This window comes from Streptomyces sp. H27-D2 (genome assembly GCF_035828615.1).
Lineage (GTDB): Bacteria > Actinomycetota > Actinomycetes > Streptomycetales > Streptomycetaceae > Streptomyces.
In genome coordinates this window covers 18,689-39,001 of sequence record NZ_JAYMZR010000024.1, presented here as the reverse complement: position 1 = coordinate 39,001, position 20,313 = coordinate 18,689, and the positions used below count along the sequence as shown (strand labels likewise).

Here is a 20,313-nt window from a genome sequence, read left to right as displayed (position 1 = left end):
TGGTTGTGGTGCCAACGCCGGGGCCTTGATCTGTTACCGCTGGTTACCCGGCCCCACGGTGACGACCTCGCCGATGACGATGACAGCCGGCGGCCGTACGCCTTCCGCCAGCACGGTCTGCGCGACGGTGGCGAGTGTGGCGTCCACCCGGCGCTGCGTGGCCATCGTGCCCTCCTGGATGACGGCGACTGGGGTGTCGGCGGACCGGCCGTACGCGACGAGCGCGGCCGCGATGGGTCCGATGCGCTCGACGGCCATCAGCAGGACGAGCGTGCCGCGCAGCTTGGCGAGCGCTGACCAGTCGACCAGCGAGCGCGGGTCCTCCGGCGCGACATGGCCGCTGACCACGGTAAACTCGTGCGCCACGCCCCGGTGGGTGACGGGGATTCCGGCCGCGCCGGGAACGCTGATGGAGCTGGAGATGCCGGGCACCACCGTGCACGGGACACCCGCCCGCGCGAGCGCCTCGATCTCCTCCATGCCCCGGCCGAACACGAAGGGGTCGCCGCCCTTGAGCCGTACGACGGCCTTGCCCGCCTTCGCGTGCTCGATCAGCGCCTGGTTGATCGCGTCCTGGGCCATCGCCCGGCCGTACGGGATCTTCGCGGCGTCGATCACCTCGACGTCCGAGGGCAGCTCATCGAGCAGGTCGCGCGGGCCGAGCCGGTCGGCGATGACGACGTCCGCCTCCGCGAGCAGCCTGCGGCCCCTGACCGTGATCAGATCCGGGTCGCCGGGGCCCCCGCCGACCAGCGAAACGCCGGGCGTACGGGTCCGGTGCCGCGCGGCGACCAGCGTGCCGTCCTGCAACCCCTCGACGACGGCGTCCCGCACAGCGGCCGAACGGCGCGGGTCGCGGCCGGTCAGCACGGCGACGGTGACCCCCTCGCTGCGCCCGGTGGCCGGCGTCCACGCCGTCGCCGCCTCGGCGTCGTCGCTGCGTACGCACCAGATCCGGCGGGCCTCGCCCTCGGCCGAAGCCGCCTCGTTGGCTGCCGGGTCGTCGGTGGCGATCAGCGCGTACCAGGCGCCTTCGAGGTCACCCTCACGGTAGGCGCGGCGCTCCCAGCGGAACTCACCGGCGTCGGCCATGGCCTCGACGGACGGGGTGGCCGACGGCGACACCAGCACGATGTCCGCCCGCGCGGCCACCAGCCCCGGCAGCCGCCGCTGGGCGACCTGGCCGGCGCCCAGCACGACCACGCGCCGCCCGGACAGGCGCAGTCCGACGGGGTATGCGATGTTCTCGGCCATGGCGGTGTGGCTCCTCGTACGGATGGTGGTGGCGGTGGTGGTGGTGGTGGTGCGAGCCGTTGCTGCGCTGCGACGGCTGACGAGACGCGGGGCGAGCCCTGCGGAACACCCTATGGGGCGTCGGCCGGGGGCGCTGTCCCGTAGATCACTCCGTGGGACGGGAGCTTCCGCCTGTTGAGCACGCGGCCGGAGGGGTGGGGCTGAAGCGAGCCCCGTGATGTGCGGCGGGGGGCGGTACTACGGGGCGGTGCGGCGGGGCCCGCAGCCGCGCGCCGCTTCAAGGGCCCGGCCCGCCCGCAGGCGGCGGGCGGACGCGGGAGCGCCGTGCCGGCGTGCGGGTCGGGCCGATCAGGCACGTCGGGCGTGGACGCGGTGTGGCGTCAGCCCTTCTCGGTGACGCCGGCCGAGTCGAAGGTCGCGACCTCGTGCATGGCCCGCGCGGCGCTCTGCACCACCGGCAGGGCCAGCAGCGCGCCGGTGCCCTCGCCGAGGCGGAGGTCCAGGTCGATCAGGGGGCGCAGGCCCAGCTTGTTGAGCGCGGCCACATGGCCCGGCTCGGCGCTGCGGTGGCCCGCGATGCAGGCGGCGAGCGCTTCCGGCGCGATGGCGCGGGCGACCAGCGCGGCGGCGCCGGCCGAGACGCCGTCCAGGATGACCGGCGTACGCAGCGAGGCGCCGCCGAGCACCAGGCCGACCAGGGCCGCGTGCTCCAGTCCGCCGATCGCCGAGAGGACGCCGACGGGGTCGGCCGGGTCCGGCTGGTGGAGTTCGAGGGCGCGCCGGACCACGTCGATCTTGCGGGCGTGCGTCTCGTCGTTGATGCCGGTGCCGCGACCGGTCACCTCGGCCGGGTCGGAACCGGTGTAGACGCAGATCAGCGCGGCGGACACGGTGGTGTTCGCGATGCCCATCTCGCCGGTGATGAGGGCCTTGTTGCCCGCCGCCACCAGATCGCGGGCCGTCTCGATGCCGACCTCGATCGCGCGCAGCACTTCCTCGCGGGACATCGCGGGGCCGACGCTGAGGTCGGCGGTGCCGTGCCGCACCTTGCGGGGCAGCAGACCTGGCGTGCTGGGGAGTTCGCCCGCGACGCCGACGTCGATGACGCAGACCTCGGCGCCGACCTGGTTGGCGAAGGCGTTGCACACCGCGCCGCCGCCCAGGAAGTTGGCGACCATCTGCGCGGTGACCTCCTGCGGCCACGGGGTGACGCCCTGGGCGTGCACGCCGTGGTCCCCCGCGAAGATCGCGACGGCCGCGGGCTCCGGGATCGGCGGCGGGCACTGCCGGGAGAGCCCGCTCAGCTGCGCGGCGATGATCTCCAGGATGCCGAGCGCGCCGGCCGGCTTGGTCATCCGCTTCTGCCGGTCCCAGGCTTCGCCGAGCGCCTTGGCGTCGAGCGGCCGGATGCCCTGCAGGGTCTCGGCCAGCAGGTCGTGCGGGTCCTCGCCGGGCAGCGCGCGGCGGCCGTACGTCTCCTCGTGGACGACCCAGGATAGCGGGCGGCGCTTGGACCAGCCCGCTTGCAGCAGCTCGGGCTCCTCGGGGAACTCGTCGACGTATCCGACACAGAGGTAGGCGACGACTTCGAGGTGGTCGGGCAGTCCGAGCTCGCTGACCATCTCGCGCTCGTCGAAGAAACTGACCCAGCCGACGCCGAGACCTTCGGCCCTGGCCGCGAGCCACAGGTTCTCGACCGCGAGCGCGGAGGAGTACGGCGCCATCTGCGGCTGGGTGTGCCGGCCGAGGGTGTGCCGGCCGCCGCGGGTCGAGTCGGCGGTGACGACGATGTTGATCGGCGTCTCCAGGATCGCCTCGATCTTCAGCTCGCGGAACTGCTTGGCGCGGGCCTTCGGCAGCGACTTCGCGTACGCCTCGCGCTGCTGCGTCGCCAGCTCGTGCATCTTCGCCCGGGTCTCCGCGGAGCGGATGACGACGAAGTCCCACGGCTGGGAGTGGCCGACGCTGGGGGCGGTGTGCGCGGCCTCCAGGACGCGCAGCAGCACGTCGTTCGGGATCGGGTCGGGGCGGAAGCCGTTACGGATGTCGCGGCGCTCGCGGATGACGCGGTGCACGGCGGCGCGCTCGGCGTCGTCGTAGCCGGCGGCGGCGCGCTCGGCACGGGCGGGCTCGTCGCGGGAGACGCCGTTCGGCTCGACCGAGTCGATGGGAACGGTGAGCTCCTCGACGGGCGCGTCCGCGGACGGGTCGGTCGGCTCCGGGTCGGTCTGCTCGGGGTCTGATGCGGGGGCGTTGTCGTCGTCCGCCGCGGCGGCGAGCGGCAGCGGGGTCTCGGGCTCCGCTTCCGGCTCCGGGTCGGGGATGGACTCCGTCGCGGGGGCGGCTTCGGCCTCGGGAGCGCCCTCAGTCTCGGTCTCCGGGGTGGTGTCCGAGTCAGCTGCGGCTTCGCTCTCCGGGGCGGTTTCCGTCTCCTGGGCCGGTACGGATTCCGGCTCCGCGTCGGGCACCGATGCCGGTGCGGCTGCCGCCGCTGCTTCCGGTGCCTTCACGGCTTCGGGCTGCTCCGTCCGACCGGACTGTTCGGCCTGTTCGGCCTGTTCAGACTCGGGCTCGGGCTGTACCGCCTCGACGGTGGCGGCGGCCGGAGCGGTGGGCTCCGCCGCGCTCTCCTCGTCGGGCTCCTGCTGTTCCGGGGCCTGCGACGCGTCGGTCAGCTCGGCCGCCGGCTGCGATGCTTCCTCGGGCTGCGGGGTCTCAGCGGCCTCGGGGATCTCTACTAGCGTCGGCTCGGTGTTCGGTTCCACCGGCGCGGCCTCGTCGGCGGCATCCGATGCGGTCGCTATGACCGGCTCCTCCTGGGCGGCCTGCGCGATCTCGGCGGCACGCACCTCGGGCTCAGCGGACTCAGCGGGCTCCGGGGTCTCCGGTGCCGTCGCGACATCGACAGTCTCCGGGGCCTCGTCGACGGCCGGGGCTTCCGCTTCGGACGGCTCGGTCACCGTCTCGGCCGGGGCTGCCGGTTCCGTCGCGGGCATCGGCTCGCTGGAGGCGTCGGATGCCTCGGCCACGTCGGCCACGTCGGGCGTCGTCTCCGGGACCGCCTCGGCGGCGGGCTCCTCGGGCAGTTCGGCGGCGGGCTCCGGAGCAGCTTCCGGCGCCTCAGCCGCGGGTGCTTCAGATGCGGGCGCGGCTACGTCCGCAGCGGCTGCCTCTGCGGCGGGTGGCTCTGCGGCGGGTGCCTCCACGGCAGCCTCCGGGAGCACTTCCGCCACTGCTTCAGCGTCAGGAGTCTCCGTGACGGACGCCTCCGCCGTCAGCGCGTCCGTGGGAACGGCGGCATCGGCCGGCTCGGCCTCCGGAACCGGCTCGGCCGGGCTCTCGGCCGCCGCTTCCTCCGGTCGCTCGGCCGTCTCCTCGACGGCCGGAGGCTGCGGCTCGGGCAGCGGTCCGGCGTCGGCCGGAGGCTGCGGCTGCGCGGTCCACGCGGACTGCTGCGGCGGGATCTCGCCGAGCTGCGGACCGGGCAGCGAGTTGCCCGGCTCGTCGAAACCGGTCGCGGCCGGGGTGTCCTCGCGCGGCACGTCGAGGTACTCGGGGCCAGTGGTCTGCGGGCCCGTGTGCCGGATGGGGGTGGCCATGGGCGGCGTCGCGCCGGCCGGTCCGCGGTCGGCGAGCGAGCGCACGACACCGCCGGTCTGGTCGGGCAACGGCGGGCCCATGTGCAGCGGACGGCGCGGCGGAGTGACGGGGGCGGGCTGCGGCGCGGCGGCTGGCGGCTGTGTCCGCACCTGGTCGAACTCGACCGAGCCCGTGTCGCGTCCGCCGCTCTCGTGTGAGCCGCCCTGCTGGGTGTCGAAGGCGAGCGGCGCGGGGGCGCTCTGCTCCTCGGGCAGCTGTCCGCCGGACGTCCCTGACATCTCAGCCACCGCCGCGTAGGCGGCCGCCTCGTAGGCCGACGGCTGGTACCGGGGCGCGGGCCGGCTCGGCTGCTGGTCGCTCCAGGCGCCCTGCGCGCCCGGCATGAACAGCAGGTCGTCCTCCTCGGCGGCGCTGTCGACGGACTCGCCGAAGGCGTATCCGCCGGAAGCTCCGGGCGTCCGCTGGTCCACCGCACCGACGGGAGCGTCTGCGGGCTGTGGCTGTTCCGGTCGTCCGCCTGCGTTCTCCGGCATTCCCTCGCCCGGCCCCTCGCCCATCGGTACTGCTCCTTCCAAAGCCTGGCGATGCCAGTCCTGCATAGCGTCACTGTGCACTGAGCGTGTTGAGCCCTGGCTTGAGGATCTCGCGCTCCGCGGCCCGCCCCGAACGGTTTGTGGGGGCTCCGCGGCCTGCCCGCGACGACCACAACACCTTACAAGCAGCCACCGACTATCCACGCCGCGCGTCCAAATGTGTGCGACACGCCGAGCGTTCCGGACATCTATGGCCGAAGCGGCACAGGTGTCGGATCAGACCCGGTGCCCGCACAGCAGGAAGACGACCGAGCGCTCGCGCTCCGCCCAATTGGATGTGTCCAATTCCACGGACTGCAACAAAGCGCACTCGACCGCGTATCCACCGTCCGTCAGGGCCCGGCCGAGCGCCTCGGCCTCGTCGCGGGTCGAGGCGTGCGCGACGATCCGCTCCGGGCGGCGCGCGGCGCACGCGGTGAGCACCTCGGCGCCCCCGCCGCCGACCCGCACCACGTCCGGTTCCGGCAGGTCTTCGAGGATCTGCGGGGCCGCTCCCCGCACGACCTGGACCTGGACGCCGAAGCGCCGGGCCGCGGCGGCGGTGCGCGCACAGGCCGCCGGGTCGTGGTCCACCGCGATGACCCCGGCGCCGAAGCGCGCGGACTCGGCGGCGGCGGCGCCGCTGCCCGAGCCGATGTCCCAGACCAGGTCACCCACGCGCGGGCCGAGCCTGGCCAGTTGCGCGGCCCGCAGCTGGATCGATTCGCCTTCGCCCAGCACCGCACCGCCCTCGAAGGGCGGCAGCGCCCAGCCGCGTACGCCGGGGGTCTGCCCCGGTTCACCGCCGGCGAGCCAGTTGCCGCCCTGCCCGGAGGCCGCGCCGCCACCGATGACGATCACGACGTTGGGGTCGCGCCAGGTGTGGTCGACGACCTTGTCCGAGGTGAGGACCGTGACCTCTTCCCGGTCGGTGCCCAGCGCCTCGCAGATGACGAAGGTGCGGTGCACTCCGGAGAGCAGCAGCGCGAGTTCGGCGGGGCCCGCCCCCGGCGAGGTCAGCACCGCGACCTTGGTGTGCGCCCGGCAGACGTTGACCGCCCGGCGCAGGTCGCGGCTGTGCGCGACCACCACCTGGGCGTCGTCCCACGGCATGCCGGCCCGCGCGAAGGCGGCGGCGACCGACGAGACGGCCGGCACCACCTCGACCTCCAGGCCGTATTCGGGCGCCCGCAGGTTCCGTACGACGCCGAAGAAGCCGGGGTCGCCGTCCGCGAGGACCACCGCGGAGCCCCGGTGGCTCGCGATCCGGCGGGCGGCGAGGTCCACGCTGCCGAGCCGGATGCGCTCCGCGCCGGGCGGGACGGCGGCCAGGGCCAAGTGGTGTGCCGCGCCGGCCACGAGGGTGGCGGCGGCGAGGGCGGATCGGGCCACGTCGGTCAGTGGCGAGCCGTCCCACCCGATCACGGTGACGCGGTCGGCCATCGGTGGGTATCTCCTGAGCTCGTCACAGGTCGGGGACGAGTTGAGACTACCTTCCCGGGCCCGGGGCCCGGTTCAGGAGGCGGGGGCGCGGGAGAGTCGTTTCAGCGCCAGTCGGGGTAGACGAAGCCGTTCTCGTCGGGCGTCGGCTCGGGGCCGTCCTCCAGGTCTTCGGGCAGCAGGCTCCAGACGATGAGGTCGGTGCGGATGTCGGTCCACCCGCCGTCCTCGGTCCGGGTCCGGGCTATCCAGGCATTGCGCAGCACGCCCTCGCTGATGCAGCCGGTCTTCTGGGCCACTTGCTGGGCGGCGCTGTTGTCGGCGGGGGTGCGCAGCTCGAGGCGCTCGAACTTCTGGTCGCGGAAGAGCCACTCGGCGACGGCGAGCACCGCTTCGGCCGCGTAGCCCTCGCCGCGCGCCCACGGCGCGGTGGTGTAGCCGATCTCGGCGGCGAGCAGCCGCCAGTCGGTGTTGCGCAGCTCGATGGAGCCGACGAGCCGGTGGGTGAGGAACTCGGTGACCGCGAAGACGATGCCGCGGCCGGCGGTGCGCTCGGCGGGCGCCTGCCGGACGATCCACTTCCGGGCGTCGGTGTTGGTGTAGGGGACGGGCGCCGTGGTCCAGGCGGTGATGAGTTCGTCGTTCATCATGTCGGTGAGCGCCGCCGCGTCCGGCTCCTCGAACGGGCGCAGCACCAGCCGGTCCGTGCTGATGGTGATGTCCGGGAAGGTGGCTGTCATGCGCTGCTCCGTGGTCAGGGACCTTGTGACGGCATAGCTCCGGGGAGAACCCCGGACCCCGGACAGCATGCAGCATCGGCCTGACGATGTGCCACGCCCGACGGCCCCGAACGTCCCAGGTGGGCTGCTCGGAGCCGTCGTTGGTGCCGGCGGCCGGGTGGCTCGGGCGGTCCTGCGGGCGGTCGTACGCGGCAGTCGCGCGGGCGTCCGGGAGGGGTCAGCCCTGCACGGGGCCGAAGGCCGGGAGCGCGGAGCCGTCGGTGTACTTGTCCTGGATGAACTTCTTGACCTCGGCGGTGTTGAGGAGCTTGGCGAGCTTCTTGACCCGCGGGTCGCTCTCGTTGCCCTTCTTCACGGCCAGGAAGTTGGCGTACGGGTTGTTCTTGGTGGGCTCCAGCGCGAGCGCGTCCTTCGACGGCTTGAGCTTGGCTGCGATCGCGTAGTTGCCGTTGATCACCGCGGCGTCGTAGTCGGGCAGCTGGGGCGCGATCTGGCCGGCCTTCACCTCGCGGAACTTGATGCCCTTGCTGTCCTTGACGTCGGACAGCTTGGCGTTGGCGCCGACCCCGGACTTGAGCTTGATCAGGCCCTTGTCGCCGAGCAGGTTGAGCGCGCGGCCCTGGTTGCTCACGTCGTCGGGGATGCCGATGAGGCTGCCGGCCTTCAGCTCGGAGAGCTTCTGGTGCTTCTTCGAGTAGAGGCCGATCGGCTCGATGTGGACGTTGACGACGGGGACGATGTGCGTGCCCTGCTTCTTGTTGAAGTCGTCGAGGTACGCCTTGTGCTGGAAGAAGTTGGCGTCGAGGTCGCCGTTCTCGGTGGCCGGGTTGATGAGCTGGTAGTCGTCGAACTCCTTGACGTCCAGCTTCAGCCCGTGCTTCTTCGCCAGTTCGGCCTTGACGAAGTTGAGGATCTCGGCGTGCGGGGCCGAGGTGGCGCCGACGACGAGCGGGGCGTTCTTGTCTCCGTCCGAGGTGTCGGAGTCGGAGGGCGCGCTGCACGCGCTCAGCCCGAGGGTGAGTGCGGCGGCGGCTGCGGCGGCAGCGGTGATCTTGACGGTGTAGCGCACGAAGAGTGCCTTTCTTGCGGGTTCCGCCCGGCAAAGGGTCCGGGCTCGGGTCAAACGGTCTTGGAGAGCGCGATCTCGGCGGACTCCGGCGCGTCGGCGTCAGCGTCGCGCGGGGCGCGTCGCCGGAGTGCGCGCAGGGGAGCCTCGGCGCGGGAGCCGCGGCCGGCGATCCGGCGGGCCGCGAAGCCGCCGAGCAGTTGGACGACGGTGACGATCACTATCAGCAGCAGCACGGTGATCAGCATGAAGCGGGTGTCCGCCCGCTGCTGGCCGTAGGTGACGGCGACATTGCCGAGCCCGCCGCCGCCGACCGTACCGGCCATCGCGGAGTAGCCGATGAGCACGATGACGGTCGTGGTGAGTCCGGCGACGATCGAGGGCAGCGACTGCGGCAGCAGCACCTTGCGCACGATGGTCCAGGTGTTGCCGCCCATCGCCTGCACAGCTTCCACCAGCCCGTGGTCGACCTCGCGGATCGAGGTCTCCACCAGCCGGGCGAAGAACGGGACGGCGCCGATGGCCAGCGGTACGACGGCCGCGGTGGGGCCGACGGAGGTGCCGACCACCAAGCGGGTGAAGGGGATGAGCGTGATCATCAGGATGATGAACGGCAGCGAGCGGCCGATGTTCACGACCACGCTCATGACCTTGTTGACGGCCGCGTTCTGGAGCAGGTTGCCGCGGTCGGTGAGGACCAGCAGGATGCCGAGCGGCAGGCCGCCGAGGACCGCGTAGACGGTGGCCCACCACACCATGAAGAGGGTGTCCAGACAGGCGTTGTTCAGCACGGGCTGCATCTCGGACCAGGTCACTTGGCGCCTTCCTCGATCAGAGCGGAGGCCTGGGCGGAGGCCGCGGGGAAGGCGGGGGGCGCCGATGACTCCGGGGCGTTGAACTCGACGTCCGCGACTTCCACCTGGAGTCCCTGCTCGCGCAGGAAGCCGATGGGCACGACGTTGTCGTCGAAGCGGCCGGGGAGCTCGATGCGCATCCGGCCGACCTGCTTGCCGCCGATGGTGTCCATCGCCGCGCCCAGGATCGATATGTCGATGTTGTAGGTGCGGGCCAGCTGGGAGATGACCGGCTGGGTGGCGGCCTCACCGTGGAAGGTGACGTCGACGACCGTGCGGTCCTCGCCCGACGGTTCGCCGCCGACCGGGAACAGTTCCCGGGCCAGTTCGGAGCCGGGGGTGGCCAGCAGTTCGGAAACGGTGCCGGATTCCACGATCCGGCCTCCCTTCATCAGGGCCGCCGAGTCGCAGACGGCCTTCACGACGTCCATCTCGTGCGTGATCAGCAGCACGGTGAGCCCGAGCTGCCGGTTGAGGTCCCGCAGCAGTCGCAGGATCGAGCGGGTCGTCTCGGGGTCCAGCGCGGAGGTCGCCTCGTCCGAGAGCAGCACCTTGGGGTCGCCGGCGAGCGCGCGGGCGATGCCCACCCGCTGCTTCTGGCCGCCGGAGAGCTGCGCCGGGTATGTCTTGGCCTTGTCGGCGAGGCCGACCAGGTCGAGGAGTTCGAGGGCCTTGCGGGACCGCTCATCGCCGGAGACGCCGAGGATCTCCAGGGGCAGCTCGACGTTGTCCTGCACGGTCCGCGAGGACAGCAGGTTGAAGTGCTGGAAGACCATGCCGATGTGGCTGCGGGCGGCCCGCAGCTCGGCGTTGGCGCGCTGGCCGCTGCCGGCCAGCGCCGTCAGGTCCTGGCCTGCCACGGTGACCGTGCCGGAGCTGGGGCGCTCCAGCAGGTTGACGCAGCGGATCAGGGTGGATTTGCCGGCGCCGCTCTGGCCGACGACGCCGTACACCTCGCCCTCACGGACGTGCAGGTCGACCCCGTCCAGGGCGGCGATATCGCGGCCTCGCGAGCGGTAGACCTTGGTGAGGCCCGTTGTGGTGATCACAGAGAAATCCGTCACTGTCGAGTGCGCGGCGGATTCGACGCCGAACACGGGGCATTCGTCTCGGAACACGGCATGGTGGGACCCGGCGGGCGCGAGAGCGCGGCTTCGGATTCCGGGACGCGGGGCTGAACAGGTCTCGCTTCGGGGCGCGAGACTCGGACAAGGGCCCTCAGCGGTCGCACATTCGACACATACAACGAGCACCGGGCGTCATCGTCGCCTCGGTCGCAAGGGTGCGGCTGCTCGTCGTGGTCATGGAAACGAGTAAACCAGACAGGCTTGCGAACCGGCTCATGATGTCCGCATAGCGGACGTTCTGGTCTCGCCTGCCGGACACCCCCGATGGTCGGCAGGGGGTGCCGGGCAGCGGGTCAGGCGGTGGTGGTGATCTCCAGCGCATCACCGGTGACCTGCACGGAAACCTCCGAGAGATCCTTGACGACGACGTCCGCGGACAGTTCCGCGAGGGCGTGCGTTGTGGTCAACGCCACGGTCCGCATCCCGCCCGCGCGACCGGACTGGAGTCCCGCCGGGGCGTCCTCGAAGACCACGCAGCGGGCGGGCGCGAAGCCGAGCTTCTCGGCGCCCAGCAGGAACGGCTCCGGATCGGGCTTGCCGCGGGTGATGTCGTCGGCGGCGATCAGCAGTCCTGGCCGGATGCCGGCCTCGGCGAGCCGGGCCTCGGCGAGCCTGCGGGTCGCGGAGGTGACCACCGCCCAGCGGTCGGCGGGCAGCGCGTCGAGCAGCGCGAGTGTGCCGGGCAGCACGACCACTCCGCCGGACACGTCCTCGACCTCCAGCCGCTCGATCCGCGCCAGGGCCTCGGGGACCCGCGCGGCCGGCAGCAGCTCGGAGATGATCTCGACGGCGGGACGTCCGTGCAGTTCGACCCGGGCGAACTCCTCGGCCGAGACCCCGTACTCCCCCGCCCAGCGGGTCCAGCAGCGGATCACGGACTCCATCGAGGAGATGAGGGTTCCGTCCATGTCGAAAAGCAGAGCGTCCGCGTCGATCTTCATGGTTCCGCAGCGTACGTGCCCGCCCGGGGCCGCGCGCAACGAGGTCTTTCCGGCACATTAGAGTCGCCTGCATGCTTGCCACCACCCGTGCGTACCGCCGCACGCACCTGCCCGCCGCGCGGCGGCTCCGGTGATCGACGCGCTGACGGTCGCGGTCAGCGCGGCGGCCCTCGTGCTGGCGGCCTGGTGCGGCTTCGCCGCCTACCGGGACCAGCCGACCAAGGACTGGCACGTCATCGGCATGGTCGTCGTCTCGCTGCTCGCGCTCGCGCAACTGGTCGTCGGCGTCGTGCGGTTGGCGCAGGGCGAACAGCCGCACGACAGCGCGGCGATCTTCGTCAGCTATCTGCTGGGCGCGGCCGCGGCGGTGCCCGCGACCGGATTCATGTCGCTGTCGGAGCGGACCCGCTGGGGTTCGGTGACCGTCGCGGCGGGCGCGCTGGTGCTGGCCGTGCTCGAAGTCCGGCTGTACGACATCTGGGGAGGCGGCAATGGCTGAGTCCGCGACACCGGAGGAGCCGGGCGGCACACCGGCGACGACGCCGAAGGCGGGAGGAGCCCCGACGCCGGACGCGCCCGCGGCGGCCGCCCCGACCCCGAAGCGCAAGCTGCACGAGGGGCCGGGACGGCTGCTCGTGACGCTGTACGGCGTCTTCACCGTCGCCGCCGCGTCCCGCTCGGTCTTCCAGCTGAGCGCGCAGTTCGACGAAGCGCCGCTCGCGTATCTGCTCTCCGCGTTCGCCGCGCTCGTCTACGGCTTCATCACGTTCTCGTTGGTGCGCGGCGGCGAGAGGGCCCGCAAAGCTGCCCTCGTCTGCTGCGCGGCCGAACTGGCGGGCGTACTGATCATCGGCACCTGGACACTCGTCGAGCCGTCCGCCTTCCCCGACGAGACCGTGTGGTCCGACTACGGCAGGGGCTATCTCTTCCTGCCGGTCGTCCTGCCGGTCATCGGCATGCTCTGGCTGCGGCGGGCCCGCCGGGCGTAAATGCCCGGCGGACCACCGCCACCGGAAGGGCTCGGGCGGGCTCAGGCGCTGGCCACGAACGCCTGCCCGGCAGCGTCCTTCTCCAGCGTGATCAGGTTCTGCCGGCGGCTGATCGCCTCGACGCCGACCTGCGCGTAGCCGTACTTCCGGGACAGCCGCAGACTGCCCTCGCTGCGGTGCCCTGTGAACAGCCGGTAGCGCTTGGCGGACCGCTCCGCCGTGAGCCGCTCCTCGATCGCGCCGAGCAGCCGCCCGCCGAGCCCGTGCCGCCGCAGCCGCGGATGGACGATCAGCTTGACGATCCTGGCCGTGCCCTCCGCGTCGACGCTCGCGCGCACGGAGCCGACGACCTCGTCGCCGAGCCGGGCCACCAGCACGCAGCCGGGGTCCAGCTCGGCACGGAGCCCGTCGAGGGTCTGGGTGAGCGGCTCGATGGCGTAGTCGCCGTACAGCTCGGCCTCGTTCTGGTAGCAGAGGAACTGCAGTTTGAGGATCTGCTCGGCGTCCTGTTCCGTCGCCGCAGAGATCGTCACGCTCATGCCCATACGCGCATGCCTCCCCTATTCATTCCGCCCGGTCCGAAGTCGCCGCGGGTGCACGACGTCTGTGTGGCGCCGATCGTCTACCGCTCCTTTCCCCTCGGTTCAGGAGCGGCAACCTCCGCTGTGAGCATTCGGCGCAGGCATCCCAGACATCGGGAACGAACCGGACCCAGGCTGCCCTGTGAGATACCCAACTCGCCGGCGATCTCGCGGTAGGTCGGGTCCCGGCGGGACAGCAGGGCCATCAGCAGTCCGGGGCAGCGGCCGGGCAGTCTGCGCACCGCGTCCCGCAGCGCCCGGTCCCGCTCCGCGCCGAGCACCGCGTGCTCGACGCAGGAATCCGGGCCGCCACGCTCGGGCCCGCCCGCCGGGTCCCCGGCCGTGGGGTCGTACGGCACCTCGCGGCGGGCCCGCCGCCGGGCGCTGCGCACCTCTGTCCGTACGGCGCTGCGCAGCCAGCGGACGGGCTCGGCCGGCGGCCCGGCCTCCCGGGTGCGCTCCAGGAGCCGCAGCCATACGTCCTGTTCGAGGTCGGCGGCCTCGATGCCCGCGCCGTGCGCCTCGGCCGCGGCTTCGGCGGCGAGCAGCGGGCGCAGTGTGCTGAGTAGGTCATGGGGCGTCATGCCCGGCGGGACGTGGCCGCGTCGGCGTGCGGTTGCCGACGCGGCCACGTCTCACTCGTCCGTGTCACGTGTCCGGGTCATGGGCCCGTGTCGTGAGCTCGTGTCGTGAGCTCGTGTCGTGAGCTCGTGTCGTGAGCTCGTGTCGTGAGCGTCCTGACGGCCTAGCGCTTTGAGGCCAGGAAGTCCGCCCGCGCCAGCAGCGCGGTGTCGGTGTTGTCGGAGAAGATGCCGTCGATGCCCTGCTCGAAGTAGATCTTGAACGCGCCGAAGGCGTCCCCGTAGGCGGTGGGGTCGGTGCCGCGGCGGAAGTCGAGCGGCAGGAAGGTGTTCTCGTTGCGCATCGTGTACGGGTGCAGGATCAGCCCGGCCGCGTGCGCGTCCCGTACCAGCGTGGTCGGCGTGCCGAGCTTGCCGGTCGCGTCGCGCGGGATGACCAGCGTGAGGTCGGGGCCGATGCCCTGGGCGAAGTGCGCCATCCACTCCAGGCCCTCGGGCTTGACCAGGTCCGCGACGGTGCGCGGGTCGCCCGCCTCGACGAAGTCCCAGGGGCGGGTGGCCGGGGTCGACAGCAGGACGACCTTGGGGCAGTCGGCGAGCTTGCCCAGGCGCTGGATGCTGCTCGGCTCGAAGGACTGCAGGAAGTTCGGCGCGTGCTTCTTGTGCCGGCCGTACTTGCGCAGCAGCTTGACGAGCCGGTCCTCCAGGCCCAGGCCGAGCTTGCGGAAGTAGGTGGGGTGCTTGGTCTCGACGTGCAGCCAGACCGGCCGGCCGCGCTTGCGGCCCTGCTGGTCGGCCCACTTCAGGACCTCTTCGAAGGTGGGCACCTCCCAGCGGCCGTCGTAGAGCGTGTTGCGCTGCCGGGTGCCGGGGATGCGCTCCTTGGCGCGCAGCGTCTTGATCTCGGCGAGCGTGAGGTCCTCGGTGAACCAGCCGGTGAGTTTGACCCCGTCCACCGTCTTGGTCGTCTTGCGGTCCGCGAATTCCGGGTGCGCCGAGACGTCGGTGGTGGCGGTGATGTCGTTCTCGTGCCGGCAGACGAGGTGCCCGTCCTTGGTGGGCACCACGTCCTGCTCGATGACGTCCGCGCCCATGTCGAGGGCGAGTTGGTAGGACCCGATGGTGTGCTCGGGCCGGTAGCCGCTGGTGCCGCGGTGCGCGACCACGGTCGGCACCGGAAGCCCGCCGTGCGAGCCGGGTCGGCCGGCCGGTCCGGCGGCCGCCGCGGCGCTCGCCCCGCCCACTACCGCCACGCCCGCACCGAGGGCGGCGACCCCCAGGAGGGCACGACGGCCCGGGTGATGCTGCTCCATGAGCACTCCTCGTTGTGATGTCCCGCACCTGACAATCGACGCCCGATGGTAGGATGCTACGCCTTTCGTAGGGGAGACATCGGACGGAACGTAGTGGAAACACACGTCAACACTGCGTATCGGACGTGTGAACCCGATGTGCCATCGAGGCGGACCCGCGAGTATCGTCCTCACCTGCACACTCGTAAGGTGAACTGAGCCCGCGATGTGCCTCAGCCGACCATCACGACCGGAGGGCCCGTTGTCCCGCATCTTGCTCAAGGCGTTTCTCGGATTGCTCATGCGCGTCCTGTACCGCCCGAGGATCGAGGGCGTGGAGAACATCCCGGGCACCGGCGCGGTGATCCTCGCGGGTAATCACGTCACCTTCATCGACTCGCTGTTCCTGGGACTCGTCGTCCGGCGGCCGGTCGTCTTCATCGGCAAGGACGAGTACGTCACGGGCAAGGGCGTCAAGGGCCGCCTCATGGCGTGGTTCTTCACCACCACCGGCATGGTCCCGGTCGACCGGGACGGCGGGCACGGCGGCGTCGCGGCGCTGATGACGGGCCGTCGGCTGCTGGAGGAGGGCAACGTCTTCGCGATCTACCCGGAGGGCACCCGCTCCCCCGACGGCCGGCTCTACCGGGGCCGTACCGGCATCGCGCGGCTGGCTCTGATGACCGGCGCGCCGGTGGTCCCGTTCGCAATGGTCGGCACCGACAAGGTGCAGCCGGACGGCAAGGGGCTCCCCCGGATCAGCCCGGTGACCGTACGCTTCGGCGCGGCGCTGGACTTCGCCCGCTACGAGGGCATGGACCGCGACCGTTATGTGCTGCGCGCGGTGACCGACGAGGTCATGAGCGACGTCATGCGGCTCTCCGGCCAGGAGTACGTGGACATGTACGCCACCAAGGCGAAGGCCGCCTGACCGGACGCCGCCGGCCCCTTGTTCGAACAGCGTCACGGGTGCTCGGGGCTCTCCCCGAGTTCCTGGCCGCGGAGCAGCACCCAGGTCAGCGCGGCCGTCGCGAGCAGCACCACCGCGCCGGCCAGGGCCGCGATCCGCAGGCCGTCGACGAAGGAGTCCTGCGCCGAGGACAGCAGGGCGGAGCCGAGGTCGTGCGGCAGTCCGCGTGAGGACTCGTACGCCCCGCCCAGCGACTCATGGGCCTCCGCCGCGGCGCCGGCCGGCACCCCCGGCGGCGTCACGAAGTCGCGGTAGACGCCGGTCACCACCGAGCCGAGCAGCGCGATGCCGAGCGCCGCGCCCAGTTCGTACGCCGTCTCGGACACCGCCGAGGCGGCGCCCGCCTGGTCCTTGGGCACGGTGGAGAGGATCACGTCGGCGGTGATGGTGAAGGAGAAGCCCGCGCCGACGCCGACGACCAGCAGCACCGCGCCGATCAGCGGATATCCGGTGTCGGCCTGGAGCCATCCGAGTACCGCGAGCGAGACGCCGATGGCGGCCAGGCCGCCCGAGACCACGATCCGTACCGAGAATCTCCGGGCCACGATGCCGGCCGTCAGTCCGGCCGCCACCGCGCCGACCGCGGCGGGGAGTTCGGCCAGCCCCGCTTCGAGCGGCTGGCGCATCTGGACCAGTTGCAGGAACTGGGACAGGAAGAAGACGAGGCCCGCGAGCCCGAGGATGGTCAGCAGGTCGGCCAGGACCGCGCCGCTGAAGCCCCGGTGGTGGAACAGCCGCATGTCCAGCAGCGGTGAGGTCAGGGTGAGCTGACGCCGTACGAACCAGACCAGCGCCAGTAGGCCGAACACGGCCGCGGCGACGTTGCCCAGGCTCACGCCGTGCGCCGCCGCCTCCTTGATGGCGTAGACGATGCCGACCATGCCGACGAGCGAGAGGCCGACGCTGACGATGTCCCAGGGGCCGGGCGCCGGGTCGCGCGACTCGGGCAGCAGCTTCATGCCGACCACGACGAGCACGGCCATCACCGGGAGATTGATCAGGAAGACCGATCCCCACCAGAAGTGCTCCAGCAGGAATCCGCCGACGACCGGCCCGACCGCCGCGCCGGCCGAGGCCATCGCGCCCCAGATGCCGACGGCGAGGCTGCGCTCCTTGGGGTCGTGGAAGAGGTTGCGGATGAGCGCGAGGGTGGACGGCATCAGCGTCGCGCCCGCGACGCCCAGCAGCGCCCGCGCCACGATCAGCATCTCCGGGCTCGTCGCATAGGCGTTGAGCACGGACACCGCGCCGAACGCGATGGAGCCGGTGAGCAGCAGCTTCTTACGGCCGATGCGGTCGCCGAGGCTGCCCATGGAGACCAGCAGCCCCGCGATGACGAAGGAGTAGACGTCGCCGATCCACAGCAGCTGCGTGCCGGAGGGGCGCAGGTCCTCGCTCACGAAGGGGGTCGCGAGGCCCAGGACGGTCGCGTCGACGGCGACCAGGAGGACAGCCAGCACCAGGACTGCCAGCGCGAGCCAGCGTCCGGGGCGCGGCTGTTCGGACCCGCCCGCGGCGGCCGGTCGGGGCTCGATCTTGCTGCTCATGTCTCCATACTCCGTGTCGCGCCGCCGAGCAGCAGCTCGACGACCATGAAACTCGCGTCATTTCCGGCCACCCGGCCGTCGTGCACGGCCCAGGCGGCGGCCGCGATGAGCCCGTAGAGCGCCTCGGTCAGCCAGCCCGGCGTGAGTTCGATCCGGAACTGCCCCTGCTCCTGGCCGCGCCGGAAGAGCGCGACGACCCGGGCGTCCACCCGCGCCCAGCCCGCGTTGATCTCGTCGCCCTCGAAGAGCTGGTTCTCGGTGTAGAGAAAGCCGAGGAATCCGGCCACCGGTTCCGCCGCCACGATCAGTCGGCGGACCGCGTCGATCGCGTCGCCCTCCTCGATGCGGGCGGTGTCCAGCGCGTGTTCCAGCTGCTCGATGCAGAGGTCTTCCAGCGCGCGGACGAGCGTCTCGCGCCCTGCGAAATGCCGGTGCAGGGTGGCCCGGCTGATGCCGGCCGCTTTGGCGATCTCGTCCATGGAGGCCGTCGCCTTGCGGGTGAGCAGGGCTGCGGCTTCCCTGAGGACGTGCTCGCGATCGACACTCATGAGACGACGATAACCCGAATGAAACCCTTTCGTCTCATACGGAAGGATGGTGTCTCGCTGGGGGATGCGTCGCTGAGGCATCCGTCGCTGAGGGATGCGAGGCCGCTGCCGCGCCGCTCAGCTCCACGGCAGCCGGGAGCGCCGCTCCCAGTACGCGGCGGGCTGCTCGGCGAGGCCGTCGAGGCGGGCGAGCTGCCGCTCGTCGAGGCGCAGGGTCGCGGCGGCGAGGTGGGAGGCGAGCTGGCCCGTGGTGGCCGCGCCGGACAGCGCGACGCGCACCCACGTCCGCTGGAGCACCGCGGCGAGGGCGACGGTGTCGCAGTCCGCGCCGGTCTCCTCGGCGATCTCGCGCAGCGCCTCGGGGGCGTGCGCCGCGGTGGCGAGGCGGCCGTTGGCCACCGTCTCCTTGACGATGACCGCGAGCCCCGCCGCGTGGGCCTGCGCCAGGGCGGCCCCGGCGGAGGGCTCCAACAGGTTGTACGTGGCCTGCACGGCGCCGAAGAGGGGCCGGCCGCCGACGCTGACCTCCAGGGCCGCGCGGATCGCGTCGGCCTGGGCCGGGCCGCTCGTCGACAGGCCGACCGTCACGCCTTCCGCGGCGAGCCGGGACAGCCGCTCGTGCAGCGCGCGGTCGGTGAGGGCAGGGCTGTCGAGGGTCACCGAGTGGATCTGATAGAGGTCCAGCCGCTCCCCCAGCAGCGCCCGGGTCTCGGCGCGCTGGGCGTCGTAGGTCGCGGCGCTGTGGTCCTTGACCTCGTGCACCTCGGCGTCGGTACGCCAGTCGGCCACATAGCGGTAGCCCCACTTGCTGCCGATCACCGCGTCGCGGGCGTCCGGGCGCTCGCGCAGCCAGCCGGCGAGGAATTCCTCGGAGCGGCCGTAGGAGCGCGCCGCGTCCAGGTAGCGCACGCCGTGCGCGTACGCGGCGTCCAGCAGCGCGTGGGTACGCTCGCGCAGCGCGTCGACCGTGCGGTCGGCCGGGAGGTCGCGGTCCCTGCCGAGGTTGATGTATCCGGGGCGGCCGACGGCCGCCAGGCCGAGCCCGATGCGGGCGGTGGGCGAATCGGCTTCTGCGAGGCGTGCGAACGCCATAGTGCGGCCCCTGTGGCGACGGTGTCGGTGCGCGGTCGGTGCGATCAGTGGTCCGGGTGAGGTCCGGGTGAGGTCCGGGTCAGCGGATCACACCGTACCCACAGCGCGCACAGGCCGCGGACGCACAGGACCCGGCCGCCCTCATCCGACGACCGGGTCCTGTGCGCACGCGGCGCGTGCGCGCCGGAGCCGGCGCGCTGCCGCCGCTCGCGTCAGCGCTTGGCGGTCGCCCACTGCCGCTGGACGGTCAAGTCGGCCTTCACTTCGGTGAGTTGGACGGCCACAGCCGAGGGGGCGGTGCCGCCGCGGCCGTCGCGGGAGGCGATCGAGCCGTGCACATTGAGGACCGTGCGGACCTCGGGGGTGAGGTGCTCGGAGATCTTGGCGAACTGCTCGTCCGTGAGCTCGTCCAGCTCGATGCCCGACGCCTCGCAGACCTTCACGCACTCGCCCGCGACCTCGTGCGCGACCCGGAACGGCACGCCCTGCCGGACGAGCCATTCGGCGATGTCGGTGGCGAGCGAGAAACCGCCGGAGGCCAGCGCCTCCATCCGGTCGCGGTTGACGGTGAGGGTCGCCATCATCCCGGTGAACGCGGGGAGCAGCACTTCGAGCTGGCCGCAGGAGTCGAAGACCGGCTCCTTGTCCTCCTGGAGGTCGCGGTTGTACGCGAGCGGGAGGGCCTTGAGGGTCGCGAGCAGGCCGGTGAGGTTGCCGATGAGCCGGCCGGACTTGCCGCGGGCCAGCTCGGCGATGTCCGGGTTCTTCTTCTGCGGCATGATCGAGGAGCCGGTGGAGAAGGCGTCGTGGAGGGTCACGAAGGAGAACTCCTTCGTGTTCCAGATGATGACCTCCTCGGCGATCCGCGACAGGTCGATGCCGATCATCGCGGTGATGAACGCGAACTCGGCGACGAAGTCGCGGGAGGCCGTGCCGTCGATGGAGTTGCCGGCGGAGCCGCGCTCGAAGCCGAGCTCGGCGGCGACCGCCTCCGGGTCCAGGTGCAGCGAGGAGCCCGCGAGCGCGCCGGACCCGTACGGCGACACGGCGGTCCGCTCGTCCCACTGGCGCAGCCGCTCGGCGTCCCGGCTCAGTGCCTGGACGTGGGCGAGGACGTGG

18 protein-coding genes are annotated in these 20,313 nt (G+C 72.1%); 3 read left to right on the top strand and 15 right to left on the bottom strand.

Annotation, left to right across the window (positions count from 1 at the left end):
• Positions 1 to 33: 33 nt before the first annotated feature.
• From cobA to QMK28_RS12305, 8 genes are all read right to left on the bottom strand, one after another.
• Positions 34 to 1,254 (bottom strand): uroporphyrinogen-III C-methyltransferase, encoded by a 1,221-nt coding sequence (cobA, locus tag QMK28_RS12340; protein ID WP_326437146.1) that lies wholly within the window; start codon positions 1,252 to 1,254, stop codon positions 34 to 36.
• Between the two features lie 380 nt (positions 1,255 to 1,634).
• A complete protein-coding gene (gene cobT, locus QMK28_RS12335; RefSeq protein ID WP_326437145.1) occupies positions 1,635 to 5,411 on the bottom strand; it encodes a nicotinate-nucleotide--dimethylbenzimidazole phosphoribosyltransferase in 3,777 nt (1,258 codons plus the stop codon).
• Positions 5,412 to 5,663: 252 nt separating this feature from the next.
• Positions 5,664 to 6,869 (bottom strand): precorrin-6y C5,15-methyltransferase (decarboxylating) subunit CbiE, encoded by a 1,206-nt coding sequence (gene cbiE, locus QMK28_RS12330; protein ID WP_326437144.1) that lies wholly within the window; start codon positions 6,867 to 6,869, stop codon positions 5,664 to 5,666.
• Positions 6,870 to 6,970: 101 nt separating this feature from the next.
• Positions 6,971 to 7,606 (bottom strand): GNAT family N-acetyltransferase, encoded by a 636-nt coding sequence (locus QMK28_RS12325; RefSeq protein WP_326437143.1) that lies wholly within the window; start codon positions 7,604 to 7,606, stop codon positions 6,971 to 6,973.
• A 217-nt stretch (positions 7,607 to 7,823) separates the two neighbouring features.
• Positions 7,824 to 8,675 carry a MetQ/NlpA family ABC transporter substrate-binding protein gene (locus tag QMK28_RS12320; protein ID WP_326437142.1) on the bottom strand — a complete coding sequence of 284 codons (852 nt, stop codon included), beginning with the start codon at positions 8,673 to 8,675 and terminating at the stop codon, positions 7,824 to 7,826.
• A gap of 50 nt (positions 8,676 to 8,725) precedes the next feature.
• Positions 8,726 to 9,487: a methionine ABC transporter permease gene (locus QMK28_RS12315; RefSeq protein ID WP_326437141.1), complete on the bottom strand. Its 762-nt coding sequence runs from the start codon at positions 9,485 to 9,487 to the stop codon at positions 8,726 to 8,728.
• Positions 9,484 to 10,575, bottom strand: coding sequence for a methionine ABC transporter ATP-binding protein (locus QMK28_RS12310; RefSeq protein ID WP_326437140.1), 1,092 nt, complete (start codon positions 10,573 to 10,575; stop codon positions 9,484 to 9,486). Before QMK28_RS12310 ends, QMK28_RS12315 begins: the two co-directional genes overlap by 4 nt.
• A gap of 371 nt (positions 10,576 to 10,946) precedes the next feature.
• A complete protein-coding gene (locus QMK28_RS12305; protein WP_326437139.1) occupies positions 10,947 to 11,594 on the bottom strand; it encodes an HAD family hydrolase in 648 nt (215 codons plus the stop codon).
• 130 nt (positions 11,595 to 11,724) lie between these two features.
• Between QMK28_RS12305 and QMK28_RS12300 the strand changes: the two genes are divergently transcribed.
• Positions 11,725 to 12,093 (top strand): hypothetical protein, encoded by a 369-nt coding sequence (locus QMK28_RS12300; RefSeq protein ID WP_326437138.1) that lies wholly within the window; start codon positions 11,725 to 11,727, stop codon positions 12,091 to 12,093.
• Complete coding sequence (locus tag QMK28_RS12295; protein ID WP_326437137.1) at positions 12,086 to 12,583, top strand: hypothetical protein; 498 nt, start codon at positions 12,086 to 12,088, stop codon at positions 12,581 to 12,583. Before QMK28_RS12300 ends, QMK28_RS12295 begins: the two co-directional genes overlap by 8 nt.
• A 41-nt stretch (positions 12,584 to 12,624) precedes the next feature.
• On the opposite strand, the gene QMK28_RS12290 is transcribed toward QMK28_RS12295, so the two are convergent.
• The 3 genes from QMK28_RS12290 to QMK28_RS12280 form a co-directional block, all read right to left on the bottom strand.
• Entirely contained in the window at positions 12,625 to 13,128 is a 504-nt protein-coding gene (locus tag QMK28_RS12290) for a GNAT family N-acetyltransferase (RefSeq protein WP_326437136.1), read from the bottom strand.
• Positions 13,129 to 13,205: 77 nt separating this feature from the next.
• Complete coding sequence (locus QMK28_RS12285; protein ID WP_326437135.1) at positions 13,206 to 13,748, bottom strand: sigma-70 family RNA polymerase sigma factor; 543 nt, start codon at positions 13,746 to 13,748, stop codon at positions 13,206 to 13,208.
• 161 nt (positions 13,749 to 13,909) lie between these two features.
• The gene (locus QMK28_RS12280) at positions 13,910 to 15,058 is read right to left on the bottom strand and encodes a glycerophosphodiester phosphodiesterase (protein WP_326437134.1); all 1,149 of its coding nucleotides are present in this window, start codon (positions 15,056 to 15,058) and stop codon (positions 13,910 to 13,912) included.
• 241 nt (positions 15,059 to 15,299) lie between these two features.
• On the opposite strand from QMK28_RS12280, the gene QMK28_RS12275 reads away from it, so the two are divergent.
• Complete coding sequence (locus QMK28_RS12275; RefSeq protein WP_326437133.1) at positions 15,300 to 15,968, top strand: lysophospholipid acyltransferase family protein; 669 nt, start codon at positions 15,300 to 15,302, stop codon at positions 15,966 to 15,968.
• 32 nt (positions 15,969 to 16,000) lie between these two features.
• Here QMK28_RS12275 and QMK28_RS12270 read toward each other — a convergent pair whose 3' ends face one another.
• The 4 genes from QMK28_RS12270 to argH form a co-directional block, all read right to left on the bottom strand.
• Positions 16,001 to 17,554, bottom strand: a complete 1,554-nt coding sequence (locus tag QMK28_RS12270; protein ID WP_326437132.1) for an MFS transporter — start codon at positions 17,552 to 17,554, stop codon at positions 16,001 to 16,003.
• Entirely contained in the window at positions 17,551 to 18,102 is a 552-nt protein-coding gene (locus QMK28_RS12265; RefSeq protein WP_326437131.1) for a TetR/AcrR family transcriptional regulator, read from the bottom strand. The genes QMK28_RS12270 and QMK28_RS12265 overlap by 4 nt, the downstream gene beginning before the upstream one ends.
• A 117-nt stretch (positions 18,103 to 18,219) precedes the next feature.
• Positions 18,220 to 19,194 carry an aldo/keto reductase gene (locus tag QMK28_RS12260; protein ID WP_326437130.1) on the bottom strand — a complete coding sequence of 325 codons (975 nt, stop codon included), beginning with the start codon at positions 19,192 to 19,194 and terminating at the stop codon, positions 18,220 to 18,222.
• Between the two features lie 212 nt (positions 19,195 to 19,406).
• On the bottom strand, positions 19,407 to 20,313 hold a 907-nt coding region (argH, locus tag QMK28_RS12255; RefSeq protein ID WP_326437129.1), incomplete at its 5' end, for an argininosuccinate lyase.